Genomic DNA, 16,241 nt, shown 5'->3' with positions numbered 1-16,241 from the left:
GCAAAAATGACATATATTTATATAAGCGCTGTATTATGACTGTTTAAAATGTAACAAATCAATCAATCTCATCATCTTTTTGCAGGTTTACGGGATAAAACCAGCCATTAAATGGTCTATCGCTGTAATATGGATTATTATATCCAACTATTTATTAATTTTAATGAAATTATCGATGACAAAATGGATTGTTAAAATGCGCCTTTTTACCTTATTTTCAACACTCAGCGGTGTCGTATTCTCAGCTAGCGCAGCTACAATTATCACCAATGAAGATGGTATTTCAACTATCATTGATGACGTCACAGCTTCGTCCGAATTAGCTGAGCTAAGCTTGTTTAAACAATGCTACCCTTATGTGCCTGCGATAAAGCCTCCAATTACAGATACTAAAGCCGCTAACGAGATCCAGCTATTATCAGATGATGCGAAAGTAATCCAAGGTAACAAAGCTATTTTTACCGGTGATGTGAACTTTACTCAAGGTAATCGAGAATTATCCGCTGATGAAATCATTTTGTATCAGTTAACCAATATCTTAACCGCCGAAGGTAATGTTGTATTAGAAGGCAGTACGGCGACAATGAATGGTCGCTCATTGAAAGCAAACTTAGACACCAAAGATGCCGAGCTAACACAGGTAGATTATTTACTACATGGTCAAGCCGCTAATGGTAAAGCTAAAAAAGTTTATGTTACTAATAGTGGCGACAATATTTTAATGCAGCGCTCGACTTATACCCAATGTCCCTATGGAGATAATAGCTGGGTGTTACGTGCATCTTCTATTGACATCGATAATACAGATGAAGTTGCTGAAGCTTATAACGCAACGTTGTATTTTAAAGAAGTTCCCGTTTTCTATATGCCATATTTTACTTATCCAACGACAAATAAGCGTAGAACAGGTTTATTATTCCCATCATATGATGATTCATTAGGAAATGGTATTACCCTCTCTCAGCCATTCTATTGGAATATAGCGCCAAACTATGACATGACAATAACACCAACTTATATGAAGAAGCGTGGTGTCCAATTAACCACTAAATTTCGTTATTTAGTCGCTGAGCAAAGTGGTAATATTAATGTTGAATATCTTGGTGATGATAAAAAAGTCCAAGCCGCCAATGATAAAAAGACTGATGATAACAAAAAAAATACTGATCGCGTCCTCTACCATTGGGATCAGAACGGTAATTTAAATGACCATTTAAACTTCAACGCTAGCTATACACACGTCAATGATGACGACTATTTTACTGACCTTGATACGACAGTAGGTTCTCGAGACAGCAATACACTACTTAGAACTGCAGCCTTGACTTATAATACAGATATGACGTCATCACAATTTGAAGTCCGTGATTTTCAAATTTTAAGTGATGCTGTAACACCACATAAAGTATTGCCGAAGATCGCTTTTACCGGTTACCAACAATTCGATAATAATCCGATTGAGCTGTCCGTTTATAGTGAAATGACTAATTTTTCACACTCTAACAGTCAAGTATACAGCGGTATCAGAACCCACATAGAGCCAGGCATTAGTTTCCCTTATGAGCGCCCAGCAGGTTTTGCGGTTGCCGAATTTAAACTACCTATGACTTACTACTCTCAAACATTTAACGAGTCCGATAATGGCAATTTTAAGAATGGCTATAAAGGTAAATTAGACGAAGAAGTTGTTCGTGTAATACCAACAACTAGATTACACGCAGGTTTAAATTTTGAGCGTTCGACATCTTGGTTTAGTAATCAATTAACTCAGACTTTGGAGCCGCAAGTCCAATACTTATATATTCCATATAAAAACCAAGACAACATTGGTATTTACGATTCATCGACTATTCAACAAGACTTTATAGGCTTATACCGTGATCGTACTTATATTGGTTATGACCGTATTGCCGATACAAATCAATTTACAATTGGTTTAACAAGCCGTGTATTCGATAAAATAGGCAGTGAAAGGTTCCGCTTTGCGCTTGGTCAAATCGTTTACTTTGGTGATACTCAAGTTGGTATATCTCCAGAGGCGAAGACGAAGACAGATAACACTGACGTGACGACATCAAGTATCGTAATGGAAACAGATGTTAAGATTAACGATAATTTATTCTTTAATAACAGTATTGAATATGCTCACGAAGATAATCTAGTACGTCGTGCAGACGCCGCGATTGAATATCGCTTTGACCGTGGTCAACGGGTACAATTCAACTACCGTTATATTGAAGATACCGCATCTATACTGGAAAATCCAAATCGCGCAGTTAATTCGACAATCAACCAAGTTGGTTCAAAATATATCTTACCAATCAATAATCAGTGGGACATGGGTGCAAGTTATTACTACGATGTTGAAAATAAAATAACCCAAGACGCTTTTGTCGGTATTAAATATGAATCATGCTGTTGGGCAATTCGTCTTGATTATAGCTATCGCCTGAAATCACACAATATTAGTACTGGCAAAACAGAGTTTGATCAGGGTCCATCGCTGATGTTCGAGCTAAAAGGTTTGGGCGGTATGGGGGGTAATATTAATAGTATAGGAGCTGAAAGTTTATTTACATACGGTCAACCGTTCCAATTACGTAAATAGTGTGGTTTATAAAATTTTAGACATACACCTTAGGCATGATAACGGTGGTAATTAACCCGCCGTTATCAGTCAAAAAGGGATTTACAGCTTATGACGATTGCATTGAAAGCCTGACAAGGTATACTTCCGCTTACTTTTTCACCTCGGTTTTCAGCGAATTAGACAATCCTCATACTTTCCCGTGGTAAAAATTGATAGTTTTCAGCCTACTGCTGTCTCAGTTATAGTCGATATTGAATAGGAATTAATAAAGTGATTAAAAAAGTAATTAAGACTCTATTATCCGGGGTCATAGTTGTAGCGAGCTGGCAAGCTCAGGCCGAGCTAACTAAGCTCGATGAAGTGATTGCAATTGTGAATGAAGAAGTTATTTTAGCGAGTGATGTCAACGCATTAACAAGCTCGGTAACGAAACGAGCAACAAAAGCAGGCCAAACTTTACCGTCGCAAGAGGTACTGACCCAGCAAGCGTTAGATAAACTCATCATTGATAGCCTACAGTTACAAATGGCAAAGAAAATGGGCATGCGTATTAGTAATGCTCAGCTCGATGATACGTTAAACAACATTGCGAAAGATAATAACCAAACCGTTGAACAGCTGCGTGAAAGTATCCTTGCTGACGGTGGTAATTTTAACGACTATAAAGAAGAATTACGCATTCAGTTATTAACCAATGAAGTGCAGCGTATGCAAATGCGTCGTCGTATCACCATTTCGGATCAAGACGTTGATAACCTACTTGCGATCATCAACGAACAGGGACAGAAAAATATACAATATCGTGTAAGCCATATCATGCTACGTGTCCCTAACGACGCTGATAGCGCGACGATGGAAGCATTACAAACTAAAATTGCCGATATACAAACACAGCTAAATGCAGGCGAAGTATTCTCAAGTCTCGCTTTAGCCGTCTCTGCAGGTCCAAAAGCACTTGATGGTGGCGATTGGGGCTGGATGAATATCAATGAAATGCCGACTCTATTCGCAGAAGCAGTGACCAATGCCAAAAAAGGAGACATCATAGGTCCTATCCGCAGTGGCGCTGGATTACATATCATCAAAATTACCGATATGCGTGGCGTAGAAACGGTAATGACAAAAGAAGTCAATGCACGTCATATTCTGGTGAAACCATCAGTAATCTTAAGCGACGACAAAGCGAAATCATTATTAAATGATTATTTAGCCCGAATTAAATCAGGTGATGCGGACTTTACTGAACTAGCGAAAGCCTATTCAGATGACACAGGCTCTGCCCTCAAAGGCGGTGAATTGGGCTGGGCAGATCCAAATATCTATGTACCTGCATTTAAATTAGCGCTAAAAGACTTGAAGAAAGGTGAAATTAGCCCTGCATTTCGTTCTAGCCATGGCTGGCACATAGTACAACTACTTGATAGACGTACACAAGATACGACAGATAAAGCAAATCGCCAAAAAGCATGGCAATTGTTGTATAATCGTCGTGCAGCGGAAGAAAGCCAAGCTTGGTTAAATGAATTAAAACAAGAAGCTTATATTCGTATTTTAGATAATGAATCGTAAACAGGTGAAAATGTGACTCATCGAATAGCAATAACTCCAGGTGAGCCCGCTGGTATTGGTCCAGATCTTGTACTGGAATTAACGAAGCAAGACTGGCCAGTAGAGCTCGTACTTTGCGCAGATCCAGAACTCATTTTATCTCGAGCAAAAATACTGGGGAAAACGATTGAATTAATCGAATATAACCCAAGTATACCAGCACAACCACAACGTGCTGGCACCCTAACTATCGCACCAATGAAAATGGCTGCACCTGCAGAACCAGGTAAGCTTAATGAGACGAATGGCCGCTACGTATTAGATACTCTGCAATTCGCATGTGAAAAAAACATGTCTGCAGAGTTTAACGCTGTCGTAACAGGACCTGTAAATAAAGGCATTATTAATAAAGCGGGTGTGTCTTTTAGTGGTCACACTGAGTTTTTTGCGCAGCAATCAGAAACCGCGGATGTGGTAATGCTACTTGCAACAACTGGATTACGAGTGGCATTAGTCACCACACATATTCCACTCGCGTATGTCGCAAAAGCGATAACAGAAGAGCGATTAAGTAATATTATTCGCATCCTTCACGCTGAAATGAAAACTAAATTTGGTATTGAACGACCAAAAATTTATGTATGTGGACTTAATCCACATGCAGGCGAAGATGGACATCTAGGTCGCGAAGAAATTGAAATAATTTCTCCGACGTTAATGAAACTTCGCGATGAGGGTATGGATTTGACAGGCCCCCTCCCTGCAGATACCTTGTTCCAGCCTAAGTATCTTAACGATGCTGACGTTGTATTAGCAATGTATCATGACCAAGGATTACCGGTATTAAAATCGGTTGGTTTTGGCAGCTCAGTAAATATTACCCTGGGCTTACCTTTTATCCGTACATCAGTTGATCACGGTACTGCAATTGAACTTGCAGGTACTGGAACAGCCGACGCCGGCAGTATGTTTACAGCAGTAAACCAAGCAATAGAAATGGTAGAGAAACACGCATGAACGACAAGGTCCATTTAGGTCACACCGCGAAAAAACGTTTTGGTCAAAACTTCTTACATGATGCCTATGTAATTGGTCAAATTGTTGCATCGATTAATCCGCAAAAAGGTGAAAACCTAATTGAAATTGGTCCAGGTTTAGGCGCCTTAACCGAGCCTGTAGCAGCTTGTCTCGATAAGATGACAGTTGTAGAGCTGGATAGAGATCTTGCTGAACGCCTAGAGCAACACCCGGTACTATCTAAAAAGTTAGACATTAACCAAGCAGACGCAATGCGTTTTGATTTTAATCAGTTAATCAAACCGAATATGAAAATGCGTATTTTTGGTAATTTACCTTACAATATTTCAACGCCGTTGATGTTCCACTTATTTGAATTCCATGAAGATATCCAAGATATGCACTTCATGTTACAAAAAGAAGTTGTACAACGTTTAGCCGCTAACCATAACACTAAAAGTTATGGCCGCTTAACAGTCATGACGCAATACTACTGTAATGTAACACCAGTACTTGAAGTGGGTCCTGAAGCATTTAGACCTGCACCAAAAGTCGATTCAGCGGTAGTTCGTTTAGAGCCACATGCTGTATTACCGCATCCCGCGAAAAGCTTAAAAGTACTTAACCACGTAGTGACAAGTGCCTTTAACCAACGTCGTAAAACAATTCGTAATAGCTTGAAAAAAGTGATTTCGGTTGATGACATTGAAGCGCTAGGAATTAACGTTTCTCTACGCCCTGAAAACTTAACGCTTGAAAACTATGTTACGATTGCAAATTTCGTAACCGATAATCCAATGCAAGCAGCGGATTAAGACAGTTCGTATCAATGGTAAGTATCGCTGATTCATTCACTCTTACCATTGACACCGAATATATCGAAGAAGTATCTGTACCAGCACAACACAGGTACTTCTTTACTTATACCATTACTTTAACCAATCCATTAAGCCAGTCTGTTAACTTATCAAATATCCAGCTATTACTCACTGACGGCGACGGCACAGTTTCCGAATTAAACAACCCATTTCAAGATAATGATTATCTTATCTCTTCACAACAAGATTTTTGCTATAGCAATGATATAATTACCCATTCTCCATTGAGTATCGTTCAGGGAAAGATAGAATTACAACTCAGTGCCAGTGAATTAGTGGTGATCACTATCGAACCATTTCGTCTTGTCACACCAAATCTTTTACACTAATCAATTAAACGCGTTAACGCACATACTTCATCACGCTCAGCTAGAAAGGTAATTTATACATGGCAACTTATTTTGTTGGTGATATTCAAGGTTGTTTCGACGATCTGCAACATTTGTTACAGCAAGTTAATTTCGATCCACGCCAAGATAAACTTTGGTTAACAGGGGATCTTGTTGCCCGAGGACCAAAATCATTAGAAACACTGCGTTTTGTTAAACAGCTCGGTTCTGCTGCTGTCACCGTACTTGGTAATCATGATTTACATTTACTCGCTATTGACGCAGGGTTAGCTAAGCTAAACCCTAAGGATAAAACGCAGGCGATCTTTGCAGCAGAAGACAAAGATGAATTGCTATTATGGCTACGTCAGCAACCACTACTTGCATATCATGATGCCTTCAATATTATCATGGTACATGCCGGTATCAGTCCACAATGGACCCAGCAACAAGCAAAACGCTATGCAGAAGAGGTTAGTATACAATTGCGTGGCGATGATTACTTGGCATTACTCGCAAACATGTACGGTGCCCAACCTGATTATTGGCGAGAAGATCTACAAAGTTTCGATCGCTTGCGATTTATTATTAATGCCTTTACCCGAATGCGTTTTTGCGCACCGAATGGACAGCTAGAGTTTCACAACAAGCATTCACCAACGACAAATAATAATATGCAGCATATACCTTGGTATGAAGTCACGGGTTCACACCTTGAGGGCGCCCATGTTATTTTTGGTCATTGGGCTGCATTAGAAGGAAATTGCAGCCATAAAAATGCGACAACACTTGATACTGGCTGCGTATGGGGAAACAGCTTAACTATGTTACGCTGGGAAGATAAGGCAGTTTTTTCCGTTCCATGCCTAACTCATGCGACATAATTGACTAGAATAAGATTAAATAATACGCGGGTTATCACAGTGTTGCTTTAATGTTAAGTAATAACATAACTGTTCGTATATACTGCACCCTAATTTTAGCCAAACCACATCAATATTATCGCGAACAAGTATATTGACGTGGTTTGGTTGAGTTTAGCTATAAAAATAAAAAGTAAAAAATAACGACTTTACAACTAAGGCTTATATACATGATTGAAAATAATTTCATTATTACAGCTACATTCCTTGTTTACCTTGCTGTTATGCTTGGTATCGGTGTGTATGCTTATCGACAAACCAAGAGCTCAACAGACTATTTTTTAGGTGGCCGTAATTTAGGTCCTTGGCCTGCGGCTCTATCTGCAGGTGCTTCAGACATGAGCGGCTGGTTGCTACTTGGCTTACCGGGTTATGCGTATGCCGCCGGTATGGAAGCGATCTGGTTAGCAGGTGGTTTATTAATTGGTACTTGGCTTAACTGGTTGATCTGTGCGAAACGTTTACGTACCTACAGTATCGTAACTAAGTCAATCACCTTACCAGAATTCCTATCACGTCGTTTTAAAGACAACTCAAAGGCCATTCAAATTTGTTCAGCATTCTTTATCCTAATGTTCTTCTTGTTCTATACAAGCGCAGGATTAGTGGCTGGCGGTAAATTATTTGAAACAGTATTTGGTCTAGATTATCAAATCGCAGTTGTACTCGGTACGGTATGTGTAGTTTCTTATACGCTATTCGGTGGTTTCCTTGCTGTATCTTGGACTGATTTAGTACAAGGCCTGTTGATGTCAGCGGCACTATTAATCGTGCCTCTCAGCGCGATGGACGGTAGCTTTAGCGATCTAGCATCTGCCATGAACGACATTAATCCGGAACTACTGACAATATGGCAAAACAGCAAAGGTGAAGACCTGAGCGCAATTGCAATCATTTCATTAGTTGCTTGGGGCCTAGGTTATTTCGGTCAACCACATATTCTTGCGCGTTTCAAAGCAACACGTAGTAATAAAGACCTTGTTAAAGCACGTCATATTGCGGTTGTTTGGACTTTATTGTCTATGTTTGGTGCAATGTTAGTAGGTCTAGTGGGTCTGGTGTATACGAATACGAACAATATCACTATCGCTGACGCTGAAACGATCTTCATGTTATTAGTGAACAGCATCTTTCACCCTGTTGTTGCTGGTATTCTACTTGCTGCGATCTTAGCTGCAATCATGAGTACTGCTGATTCACAACTACTTGTATCATCATCAGCACTGGCTGAAGATTTCTACAAACAGTTAATTCGTCCACAAGCAACAAGTGAAGAGCTTGTTACTGTTGGTCGCTTTGGTGTGGTTGGTCTGTCTATCATTGCATTGTTGCTTGCCCTTAACCCTGACAGCTCAGTACTTGGCTTAGTATCTTACGCATGGGCTGGTTTTGGTGCTGCATTTGGTCCAGCATTAATCATCTCGCTATACTGGCGTGGTATGACGCGTAACGGTGCGCTTGCAGGTATTATTGTTGGTGCAGTTACAGTTGTTGTGTGGAAACAATTAAGTGGCGGTATTTTTGACCTCTATGAAATCGTACCAGGTATCATCCTTGCTTCTCTCGCGATTGTTATCATTTCACTGATTGGTAAACAAGAAGACGAAAGTATCCACGCTCAATTCGACGAATTCGAATCTAGCTTAGATACAATGGCGTAATAGCCACCAGCACGAACTAAGTTAATAGTAAAAATTAACGATAAAAAAATGCCGCGCTATCACTAGCGCGGCATTTTATTTTTTAGTCTAGTTCACTCTGCGTCATTCTATTCGTCAGCTAATAGCTACTTCACTCGTTCAAGTAAACTAAAGCGGTAATCGTGCGGATTTTTATCATCTGCCGCATAGTACTCGTGTTCAATTTCTTGCCAATTGTACTGCTCATAATCAGGGAACCAAGTATCCCCTTCTGTTGTTAATTCAATATGGGTCAAATACAAACGGTCAGCGGCGGCTAAGCATTGGTTGTAAATCGTCGCCCCGCCAATGATCATCAACTCTTCCACATCACCAGCTGCCACGACTGCATCATCTAGCGTAGCAACAACAGTAACGCCTTCTGGCTTATAATCTGTTTGTCGACTTAATACGATGTTTAAACGCCCCGGTAATGGGCGACCAATTGATTCAAAGGTATTACGCCCCATCACGATAGGTTTACCTAGCGTCGCACGTTTAAACAGTTGTAACTCAGCAGGTAAATGCCACGGCATCTTATTATCTAAACCAATCACGCGGTTATTCGCCAGTGCGGCGATCATTGAAACAATCACAACAACTCCTTAATCAAACAATAGGTTTGTTACGGTACACCAGCATATCCACGATCACCAGAATTACATCACAATCGGGTGCGAAAAATCAGAATTGTTAATAACGGTGCTTTCATAGCCATAAACATCACGGATATTATCAGTGGTCACCACCTGCTCAGGGCTGCCATTGGCGCAGATATTACCTTCTTTCAATAAGATAATCCGGTCAGCATACTTAGCCGCCAAATTAAGATCATGTAATACCGCAATAACCGCCACCCCTGTCTGCGCTAGATGCTTGGCGCTCTTTAATAATTGATGTTGATAATTTATATCCAACGCTGCTGTTGGCTCATCTAATAATAGTAACTGCGGTTTGTTCTTATTGCCCACCGCTAATTGCAACAGCACTCGCGCAAAATGCACGCGCTGCTTTTCACCACCCGATAATGTTGGATAAGATCGGATTCTTAAATGATCAATTTCTTGTTCAGTTAGAACAATATCGGCGAGATCTTTTACTTTAGCTTGGCTACAGTCGGCCTGTAAGCCACCCATCATCACCACATCAATCACTTGAAATGCAAAACTTAAACTGGCACTTTGCGGCAATACCGCCAACGTCTTCGCAATCTCACTCATGCTAATGCTGTTACGTACTTCACCGTTTAAGAATATTGCCCCCGAGGTAGGTTTCAGCTCTCCGGTGATGGCTTTAAACAATGAGCTTTTACCTGCACCATTAGGGCCGAGAACAGCCAAAAACTCCCCTTCCTCTAACGTCAAATTGAGATCATTAAAAATACATTTACCGGCAATATGATAGTTTAGCTGCTGGCAATGCAGTACCGGTTTTGTCGTGTTTGACATCAAACTATATTCCTAATTTAGAGCGTTGTTGGAGTAATAAGATAATAAAGAAAGGACTGCCTAATAACGCAGTTATAATACCTACAGGTACTTCACTTGGAGCCATGACGGTACGCGCTAAAATATCGGCAAGTAATAATAACAACGCACCTAACATCGCAGATAATGGTAATAAACGCTGATGGTTCGGCCCCACTAACAAGCGAACTAGATGTGGAATAATCAAACCAATAAACCCAATCATACCTGCGATTGATACCGCAACCCCGAGCCCGATGGCACAGCAAAATATTAACCGACGTTTTATACGTACAATATCGATACCAAGATGTACCGCTTCCGCATCCCCCAATAATAAAATATTCAATGCTTTCGCTGATGACATAAACACCACCAGCAAAAATACCAGGGTGATACTACTGATAGTAATACTGATCCAATTACTGCCCGCCATTGAGCCCATTTGCCACAAACTCAAATCACGCAGACTTTGATCATCGGCAATATACGTGAGCATGCCCATTCCCGCGCCAGCGATCGCACTGATTGCTACACCCGCAAGTAACATCACCACCACAGAACTGCCTTGGCTACTCGTCCCTAATTTGTAGACTAATAAACAAACCGCTAAAGCAAAGGTAAATGCAAAAAAAGACACCGTACTCAATTGTAACCAATCAGGTAAATCAACCATCAAATCAGCAAAAATAACAATACCTAAACCCGCCCCCAGTGCAGCACCACTGCTGACCCCAATAATACCAGGATCAGCTAACGGGTTACGAAACACACCTTGCATCACCGCACCAGTTAATCCCAATATACCGCCAATAGATAAACAGAGTAGCGTGCGAGGAAAGCGAATATGACTCACCACAATGGCGTTTTGAGTGCTTACTGGCGATTGCCAATTAACCCAATTAACCAATAATGCTTTAATACTGTCAGCAAACGAGATCGCCATTGGTCCCACAGAAACAGATAACACCACCATAGAAGCAAGACAAAATAAAATAAAACTCGGTAACAACAATGGCCAACGGCTATTAACAAACATATATGCCCTTACTTAATCTAAATCTGCTGATAACTGAGGGTATATCTTACGCTGTAACTGCTTTGCTTGTTCGACACTACTCAGTCCCAGACCACCGATTAGCGCACTGCCATCAATGACATAAATCGCTTTATTACGACCTGCAGGTGTTTGTGCTAATAATGGCATTGCCGCAATTAAGGTATCGATATCTTGATACTTTTTCCAATGACGGCCACTGACTAAAATACTTTCTGGGGCCATCGCTAAGAACGCTTCTGCTGATAATGCTTGGTAAGAATTAAGCTCTGCCGCAGGGTTAACCGCGCCTGCTAATGTCATCACCGAATGCGCAGTTGTATTACTACCAGCCGCAGTATAGGTACCTTTATCATTTAGCAGTAAAAACAGCATTTTTTTCGCAGTTTTAATTTTCCGTTGATTAGCTTCTAATTGATTAATATCGCGTTCAAGCTTGGTAATCAATTGTTTGGCCTGTAATTTTCTATCTAATTTATCACCAAGTAAGGTAATCGTATCAAGTAGGTTTGTCGTTGTTGTTTCTGTCGGTAACACCATCACTTCAACACCACTTTGTGATAACAAGTCAAGCGTTGATTGTGGGCCCATCTCACTACTACCAATCAGTGTATCTGGTGCTAATGATAATAATCCTTCAGCAGACAATTGACGGTGGTAACCAACGACAGGTAATTTGAATACGGCCGGGTAGCGACTAGTCAAATCGACAGCAACCAAATCATCTTGTTTATCCAAAGCAATCAATAACTCGGTAACACCCGCGCCAGCACTAATGATACGTTCCCCGGCAACACTACCGAATGACAATAATAAACAACAAACGCCAATCCAAACCTTATGCATCTTAATTCCAACCCAATGTTAATATAATATTTTTCATAGTTAAGTAAAAATAGATATTTCATCTAAAATAAAGTCATTAAATTTAACTCGTACTTGCCCAACAGTGTAAATAACAAACCCCGCCAATGCAAATGCGAATTGGTTGCATTATCATTACATCTATATTAATCTGCAACTATTACGATAACGATGAGTCGTTTAAAAAGGCTAAAGAGTATGCAAGAAAATACTACCCATAATGACATTCGTCAGTTGATGGCTGACCAACCTCGATTAAGGAGCATTGAAGTTGCGCTCGAACTTAATTGCAGTGAATTACAGGTGATCCAAGCATTGCCAGAGCAAGAAGTGAATATGCTGCCAGCAGAACAAGCACAACGCTTATTATCTAATATTGCAGACTGGGGGAAAGTAACTTGTATTATTGAAGTATCTGGTTTTGTATTTGAAGTAAAAGCGCCTTTCCCGAAAGGAAGAAATGCTTACGGCTATTACAATTTATCGCATGATAATGACGGCTTACAGGGCCACTTAAAACTTGATAATGTATCTGCGATCGCTCTACTCACACGTAAGGTACGTGGAAAATTAAGCTATTACGTGCAGTTCTTTGACCATAAGGGTAACAGTGTATTTAAAATTTATCTTGGCCGTAACAAAGACGGCGAAGTGAACCCAGAACAAATAGCACGTTTTCATGCACTATCAACGCAAACAGTAAGTGACGAAACTATCGCTATCGTTACTAATTAAATATAAATAACGGACACGAAGGTCATTATGATAAATAAAAAAGAACGCTTAGAAAATCGCTTACAACCAAAGATTGCAGAGTTTAGAGAAGAGCGTCAAACTTTAATTTTATCAACATTAAGCGCAGACGGATTTCCACATATCAGCTATGCACCATTTGTTCGTTTAGAAGATGGCTATTACATCTTAATCAGTGAAGTTGCTGAACATACGCAAAACTTATTGGTTAATAAGAATCTGTCCTTTATGCTGTTGGAAGATGAACAAAATTCGAAACAAATTTTTGCTCGTCACCGTCTTACATACAAAGCGAATGCCGAAGTCATTGCCCGTGAAAGCGAATCTTGGTCACAAGCAATCCCTGCACTAGAAACTCGTTTTGGTGAAATAATCACTAATTTAAGTGGTTTAAGTGATTTCCGTCTCTTCCGTATCGAACCACAGACAGGTCGTTACGTAAAAGGCTTTGGTCAAGCTTATACCGTTAACGGTAATGACGATATTGACTTCGTGCACCTGGAACAAGGTCATCAACAAGTCAAAGAAAAAGTTGAAGCTGGATAACCAATTCAATAAAAGATAGGAATAAAAGCAGGTGGGGTTTATTCATCTGCTTTTCTGTAACTGACTCAACTCAGCTTATTCCATACTCTCATGATATACTGTCATTACACGCTATTGTTCACGAGTGACATGCCAATATAAGCCTTCTTGCGCTTCATAACCCTTGCACACCCAAAGCCCGACCGCACAAACCAGTTCTTCGCCATAATAGATTAATGGGATACGATCGCGTAGCCAAGGTGCTACCTGATACTCTTGATATAACTTTTTAATACTACGCGAGCCAATACGCCCAACAGGATGACACTTCCCCTCACCGCGGAAACGAATGGTCACCTTTTCATGTTCGAGTGGCGCTTTCAAACAAATCGTACTGGCACCTTCATCAATTGTATTACCGGTATCAACGCCACGCTTATCTTGTATCGAGTCTTGTAGATACAAGAAGCCGATATTGTCTGGTAACACAATACGTTGAGGTTTAGTATGCCTAAGCCCTATCACTACGTCTTTTAGCTCAGCGTATTTCTGCTGATTATAAAGGACACCTTGATAACGGCGAAACTCACCTGCCTGCCAACTTAATTGTGGATTGGCATCATCAGACGCGTTCACTACCTCTAACCATAATTTATCTAAATGGTGACGGCTTGGCATAGGTAGTCGTTGAGTATCAAGCCAAAAACGAATGACATTGTTACGGCGAATTTTTGATAGTTTATCTAATTCAACAATCTTTAGCCCAGCTAAACTATGCTCACAAGTAACAAGATCCATTTGCGCAATCTCATCCGCTAACGCTTGTTGCTCTGCACAGAGTTCTGCGCTGCGGTGGACAGCATGCGCTATACCTGGCCAACGCTGTTTTAAACTGGGGATAATTTGATGGCGCAAGAAGTTACGATCATAGCTCTGGTCATTATTGCTTTCGTCTTCGACCCAATATAATTTTGCTTGGCTGGCATAATCTACCAACATTTGTTGCGAATGAGTCAGTAAAGGACGGACTATTTGGCAGTTTGCTTGTAATGAAAAAGGCATCTGCGCAGCCATTGCCGACAAGCCTTTTACACCAGCACCACGCTTAAGCTGCAACAAAAATGTTTCAAGCTGATCATCAAGATGCTGTCCAAGTAATAATAATGAACCATCATTGAGATACTTTGCTATCGCTTGATAGCGGGCGGTGCGCGCTTGTGCTTCCAAGCTTTCTCGACTGCCAAGATTAAGCACGACCTTTTCAGCGATAAAGTTAATCCCTAACGCCGCAGCAGTTTGCTGACAATGCGTTAACCAAGCATCCGCATTGTCACTTAAACCGTGATGAACATGCACGGCAAGGTAATCATGCTGAGAATATAATTGCTGATAACGGGCAAGTAAATGTAATAACACATGGGAATCAAGACCACCGCTATAAGCAAGTACAATCTGCATAGGCTTTGTCGTTAACGATTGTAACGAGTGCTGAAATGTTGAAAAGAGATCGACGTTAGTAACCACAGGTATCATCACAGTTAGAATAGACCAGAACAGTATATACCGAAAAGTGGTAGATATAAAAAAACCGCTGATAAAGCTATTAGCGGTTTAATCAATATTATTCGATTATCTTTATAACAATCTAGCGTTATAGCGGCTTACATGCCAAATGACATTAGACGCTCATAACGTTGTTCTAGCAATGTCTCATGCCCAAGCGGTCTAAGCTCAGCAAGATCCGCTTTAATACACTCTTTCAAGTTAGCTGCCATTAAAGCCATATCTCGATGTGCGCCACCGAGTGGTTCTGAGATAACGGTATTAATCAAATCTAAGCTCTTAAGTCGATCAGCAGTGATCCCCATTGCTTCAGCAGCTAAAGGTGCTTTATCAGCTGACTTCCATAAGATTGACGCACAACCTTCAGGAGAGATCACCGAATAAGTGCTGTATTGCAGCATGTTAACACGATCACCAACACCAATCGCTAATGCACCACCCGAACCACCTTCACCGATCACAGTACAAATAACCGGAACTGTAAGCTCAGCCATTTCTTTCAAATTACGTGCAATCGCTTCACTTTGACCACGTTCTTCAGCACCAACCCCAGGGTAAGCACCTGGAGTATCAATAAAGGTAATGATAGGCATCTTGAATTTTTCTGCCATTTTCATTAAACGTAACGCTTTACGGTAACCTTCTGGACGCGGCATACCAAAGTTGCGTTTTAATTTTTCCTTGGTATCACGGCCTTTTTGCTGACCAATGATCATTACAGGCATACCATCTAAACGCGCTGTACCACCAACAATCGCTTTATCATCGGCAAATGCGCGATCACCAGCAAGTTCATCAAAATCGGTAAATACATGCTCGATATAATCAAGGGTATAAGGACGCTGTGGATGACGAGCCATCTTAGCGACATCCCAAGGTTTCAGACTACTGAATATCTTTGTTGTTAGTTCTGCATTCTTCTTTTCTAAACGAGAGATCTCATCTTGTAGATCAACATCATCAGAATTGTTAGTCACAAGTTTTAATTCATCGATTTGAGCCTGCAATTCTGCAATCGGCTGTTCAAAATCTAAAAAATTTATGGCCAT

General features: G+C 40.6%; 15 protein-coding genes. 9 read left to right on the top strand and 6 right to left on the bottom strand.

What is annotated here, in order from left to right:
* Nucleotides 1–175 precede the first annotated feature (175 nt).
* From lptD to putP, 7 genes are all read left to right on the top strand, one after another.
* Nucleotides 176–2,608 (top strand): LPS assembly protein LptD, encoded by a 2,433-nt coding sequence (gene lptD, locus HWV02_RS02845; protein ID WP_255550587.1) that lies wholly within the window; start codon nt 176–178, stop codon nt 2,606–2,608.
* Nucleotides 2,609–2,860: 252 nt separating this feature from the next.
* Complete coding sequence (gene surA / locus HWV02_RS02840) at nt 2,861–4,159, top strand: peptidylprolyl isomerase SurA (protein WP_211689644.1); 1,299 nt, start codon at nt 2,861–2,863, stop codon at nt 4,157–4,159.
* Nucleotides 4,160–4,171: 12 nt separating this feature from the next.
* A complete protein-coding gene (pdxA, locus tag HWV02_RS02835; RefSeq protein WP_211678372.1) occupies nt 4,172–5,155 on the top strand; it encodes a 4-hydroxythreonine-4-phosphate dehydrogenase PdxA in 984 nt (327 codons plus the stop codon).
* A complete protein-coding gene (rsmA, locus tag HWV02_RS02830) occupies nt 5,152–5,970 on the top strand; it encodes a 16S rRNA (adenine(1518)-N(6)/adenine(1519)-N(6))-dimethyltransferase RsmA (protein ID WP_211678371.1) in 819 nt (272 codons plus the stop codon). The genes pdxA and rsmA overlap by 4 nt, the downstream gene beginning before the upstream one ends.
* Nucleotides 5,971–5,984: 14 nt before the next feature.
* On the top strand, nt 5,985–6,362 hold the full coding sequence (locus tag HWV02_RS02825; RefSeq protein WP_211678370.1) for an ApaG domain: 378 nt from the start codon (nt 5,985–5,987) through the stop codon (nt 6,360–6,362).
* A gap of 59 nt (nt 6,363–6,421) precedes the next feature.
* Nucleotides 6,422–7,246, top strand: a complete 825-nt coding sequence (locus HWV02_RS02820; protein ID WP_211689643.1) for a symmetrical bis(5'-nucleosyl)-tetraphosphatase — start codon at nt 6,422–6,424, stop codon at nt 7,244–7,246.
* Nucleotides 7,247–7,455: 209 nt separating this feature from the next.
* Nucleotides 7,456–8,946 carry a sodium/proline symporter PutP gene (putP, locus tag HWV02_RS02815; RefSeq protein WP_211678368.1) on the top strand — a complete coding sequence of 497 codons (1,491 nt, stop codon included), beginning with the start codon at nt 7,456–7,458 and terminating at the stop codon, nt 8,944–8,946.
* Between the two features lie 125 nt (nt 8,947–9,071).
* Here putP and folA read toward each other — a convergent pair whose 3' ends face one another.
* From folA to HWV02_RS02795, 4 genes are all read right to left on the bottom strand, one after another.
* Nucleotides 9,072–9,560, bottom strand: a complete 489-nt coding sequence (gene folA, locus HWV02_RS02810) for a type 3 dihydrofolate reductase (protein WP_211678367.1) — start codon at nt 9,558–9,560, stop codon at nt 9,072–9,074.
* Nucleotides 9,561–9,623: 63 nt separating this feature from the next.
* Nucleotides 9,624–10,412 (bottom strand): heme ABC transporter ATP-binding protein, encoded by a 789-nt coding sequence (locus HWV02_RS02805; protein ID WP_211689642.1) that lies wholly within the window; start codon nt 10,410–10,412, stop codon nt 9,624–9,626.
* Nucleotides 10,413–10,416: 4 nt separating this feature from the next.
* The gene (locus HWV02_RS02800) at nt 10,417–11,469 is read right to left on the bottom strand and encodes an iron ABC transporter permease (RefSeq protein WP_211673992.1); all 1,053 of its coding nucleotides are present in this window, start codon (nt 11,467–11,469) and stop codon (nt 10,417–10,419) included.
* Nucleotides 11,470–11,481: 12 nt separating this feature from the next.
* Nucleotides 11,482–12,333, bottom strand: coding sequence for a hemin ABC transporter substrate-binding protein (locus HWV02_RS02795; protein ID WP_211689641.1), 852 nt, complete (start codon nt 12,331–12,333; stop codon nt 11,482–11,484).
* Between the two features lie 216 nt (nt 12,334–12,549).
* On the opposite strand from HWV02_RS02795, the gene hutX reads away from it, so the two are divergent.
* A complete protein-coding gene (gene hutX, locus HWV02_RS02790) occupies nt 12,550–13,086 on the top strand; it encodes a heme utilization cystosolic carrier protein HutX (protein ID WP_211678363.1) in 537 nt (178 codons plus the stop codon).
* Between the two features lie 27 nt (nt 13,087–13,113).
* Nucleotides 13,114–13,650 (top strand): heme utilization protein HutZ, encoded by a 537-nt coding sequence (gene hutZ, locus HWV02_RS02785; RefSeq protein WP_255547030.1) that lies wholly within the window; start codon nt 13,114–13,116, stop codon nt 13,648–13,650.
* 111 nt (nt 13,651–13,761) lie between these two features.
* Here the strand turns inward: hutZ and tilS are convergent, their stop codons facing one another.
* Nucleotides 13,762–15,087: a tRNA lysidine(34) synthetase TilS gene (tilS, locus tag HWV02_RS02780; protein WP_255550586.1), complete on the bottom strand. Its 1,326-nt coding sequence runs from the start codon at nt 15,085–15,087 to the stop codon at nt 13,762–13,764.
* A gap of 203 nt (nt 15,088–15,290) precedes the next feature.
* On the bottom strand, nt 15,291–16,241 hold the full coding sequence (gene accA / locus HWV02_RS02775; protein WP_211678362.1) for an acetyl-CoA carboxylase carboxyl transferase subunit alpha: 951 nt from the start codon (nt 16,239–16,241) through the stop codon (nt 15,291–15,293).

The sequence above is a fragment of the Moritella sp. 28 genome (assembly GCF_018219435.1).
Lineage (GTDB): Bacteria > Pseudomonadota > Gammaproteobacteria > Enterobacterales > Moritellaceae > Moritella.
Note: the sequence above shows the minus strand (reverse complement) of the source record. Positions and strands in the feature narration are given on the sequence as shown.

Excerpts from the sequence above, each read along its gene's own strand:
- lptD (WP_255550587.1), top strand. The coding sequence starts at position 176 with ATGACAAAATGGATTGTTAAAATGCGCCTTTTTACCTTATTTTCAACA.
- rsmA (WP_211678371.1), top strand. The coding sequence starts at position 5,152 with ATGAACGACAAGGTCCATTTAGGTCACACCGCGAAAAAACGTTTTGGT.
- HWV02_RS02825 (WP_211678370.1), top strand. The coding sequence starts at position 5,985 with ATGGTAAGTATCGCTGATTCATTCACTCTTACCATTGACACCGAATAT.
- HWV02_RS02820 (WP_211689643.1), top strand. The coding sequence starts at position 6,422 with ATGGCAACTTATTTTGTTGGTGATATTCAAGGTTGTTTCGACGATCTG.
- putP (WP_211678368.1), top strand. The coding sequence starts at position 7,456 with ATGATTGAAAATAATTTCATTATTACAGCTACATTCCTTGTTTACCTT.
- HWV02_RS02805 (WP_211689642.1), bottom strand. The coding sequence starts at position 10,412 with ATGTCAAACACGACAAAACCGGTACTGCATTGCCAGCAGCTAAACTAT.
- HWV02_RS02800 (WP_211673992.1), bottom strand. The coding sequence starts at position 11,469 with ATGTTTGTTAATAGCCGTTGGCCATTGTTGTTACCGAGTTTTATTTTA.
- HWV02_RS02795 (WP_211689641.1), bottom strand. The coding sequence starts at position 12,333 with ATGCATAAGGTTTGGATTGGCGTTTGTTGTTTATTATTGTCATTCGGT.
- hutX (WP_211678363.1), top strand. The coding sequence starts at position 12,550 with ATGCAAGAAAATACTACCCATAATGACATTCGTCAGTTGATGGCTGAC.
- hutZ (WP_255547030.1), top strand. The coding sequence starts at position 13,114 with ATGATAAATAAAAAAGAACGCTTAGAAAATCGCTTACAACCAAAGATT.
- tilS (WP_255550586.1), bottom strand. The coding sequence starts at position 15,087 with ATGCAGATTGTACTTGCTTATAGCGGTGGTCTTGATTCCCATGTGTTA.
- accA (WP_211678362.1), bottom strand. The coding sequence starts at position 16,241 with ATGGCCATAAATTTTTTAGATTTTGAACAGCCGATTGCAGAATTGCAG.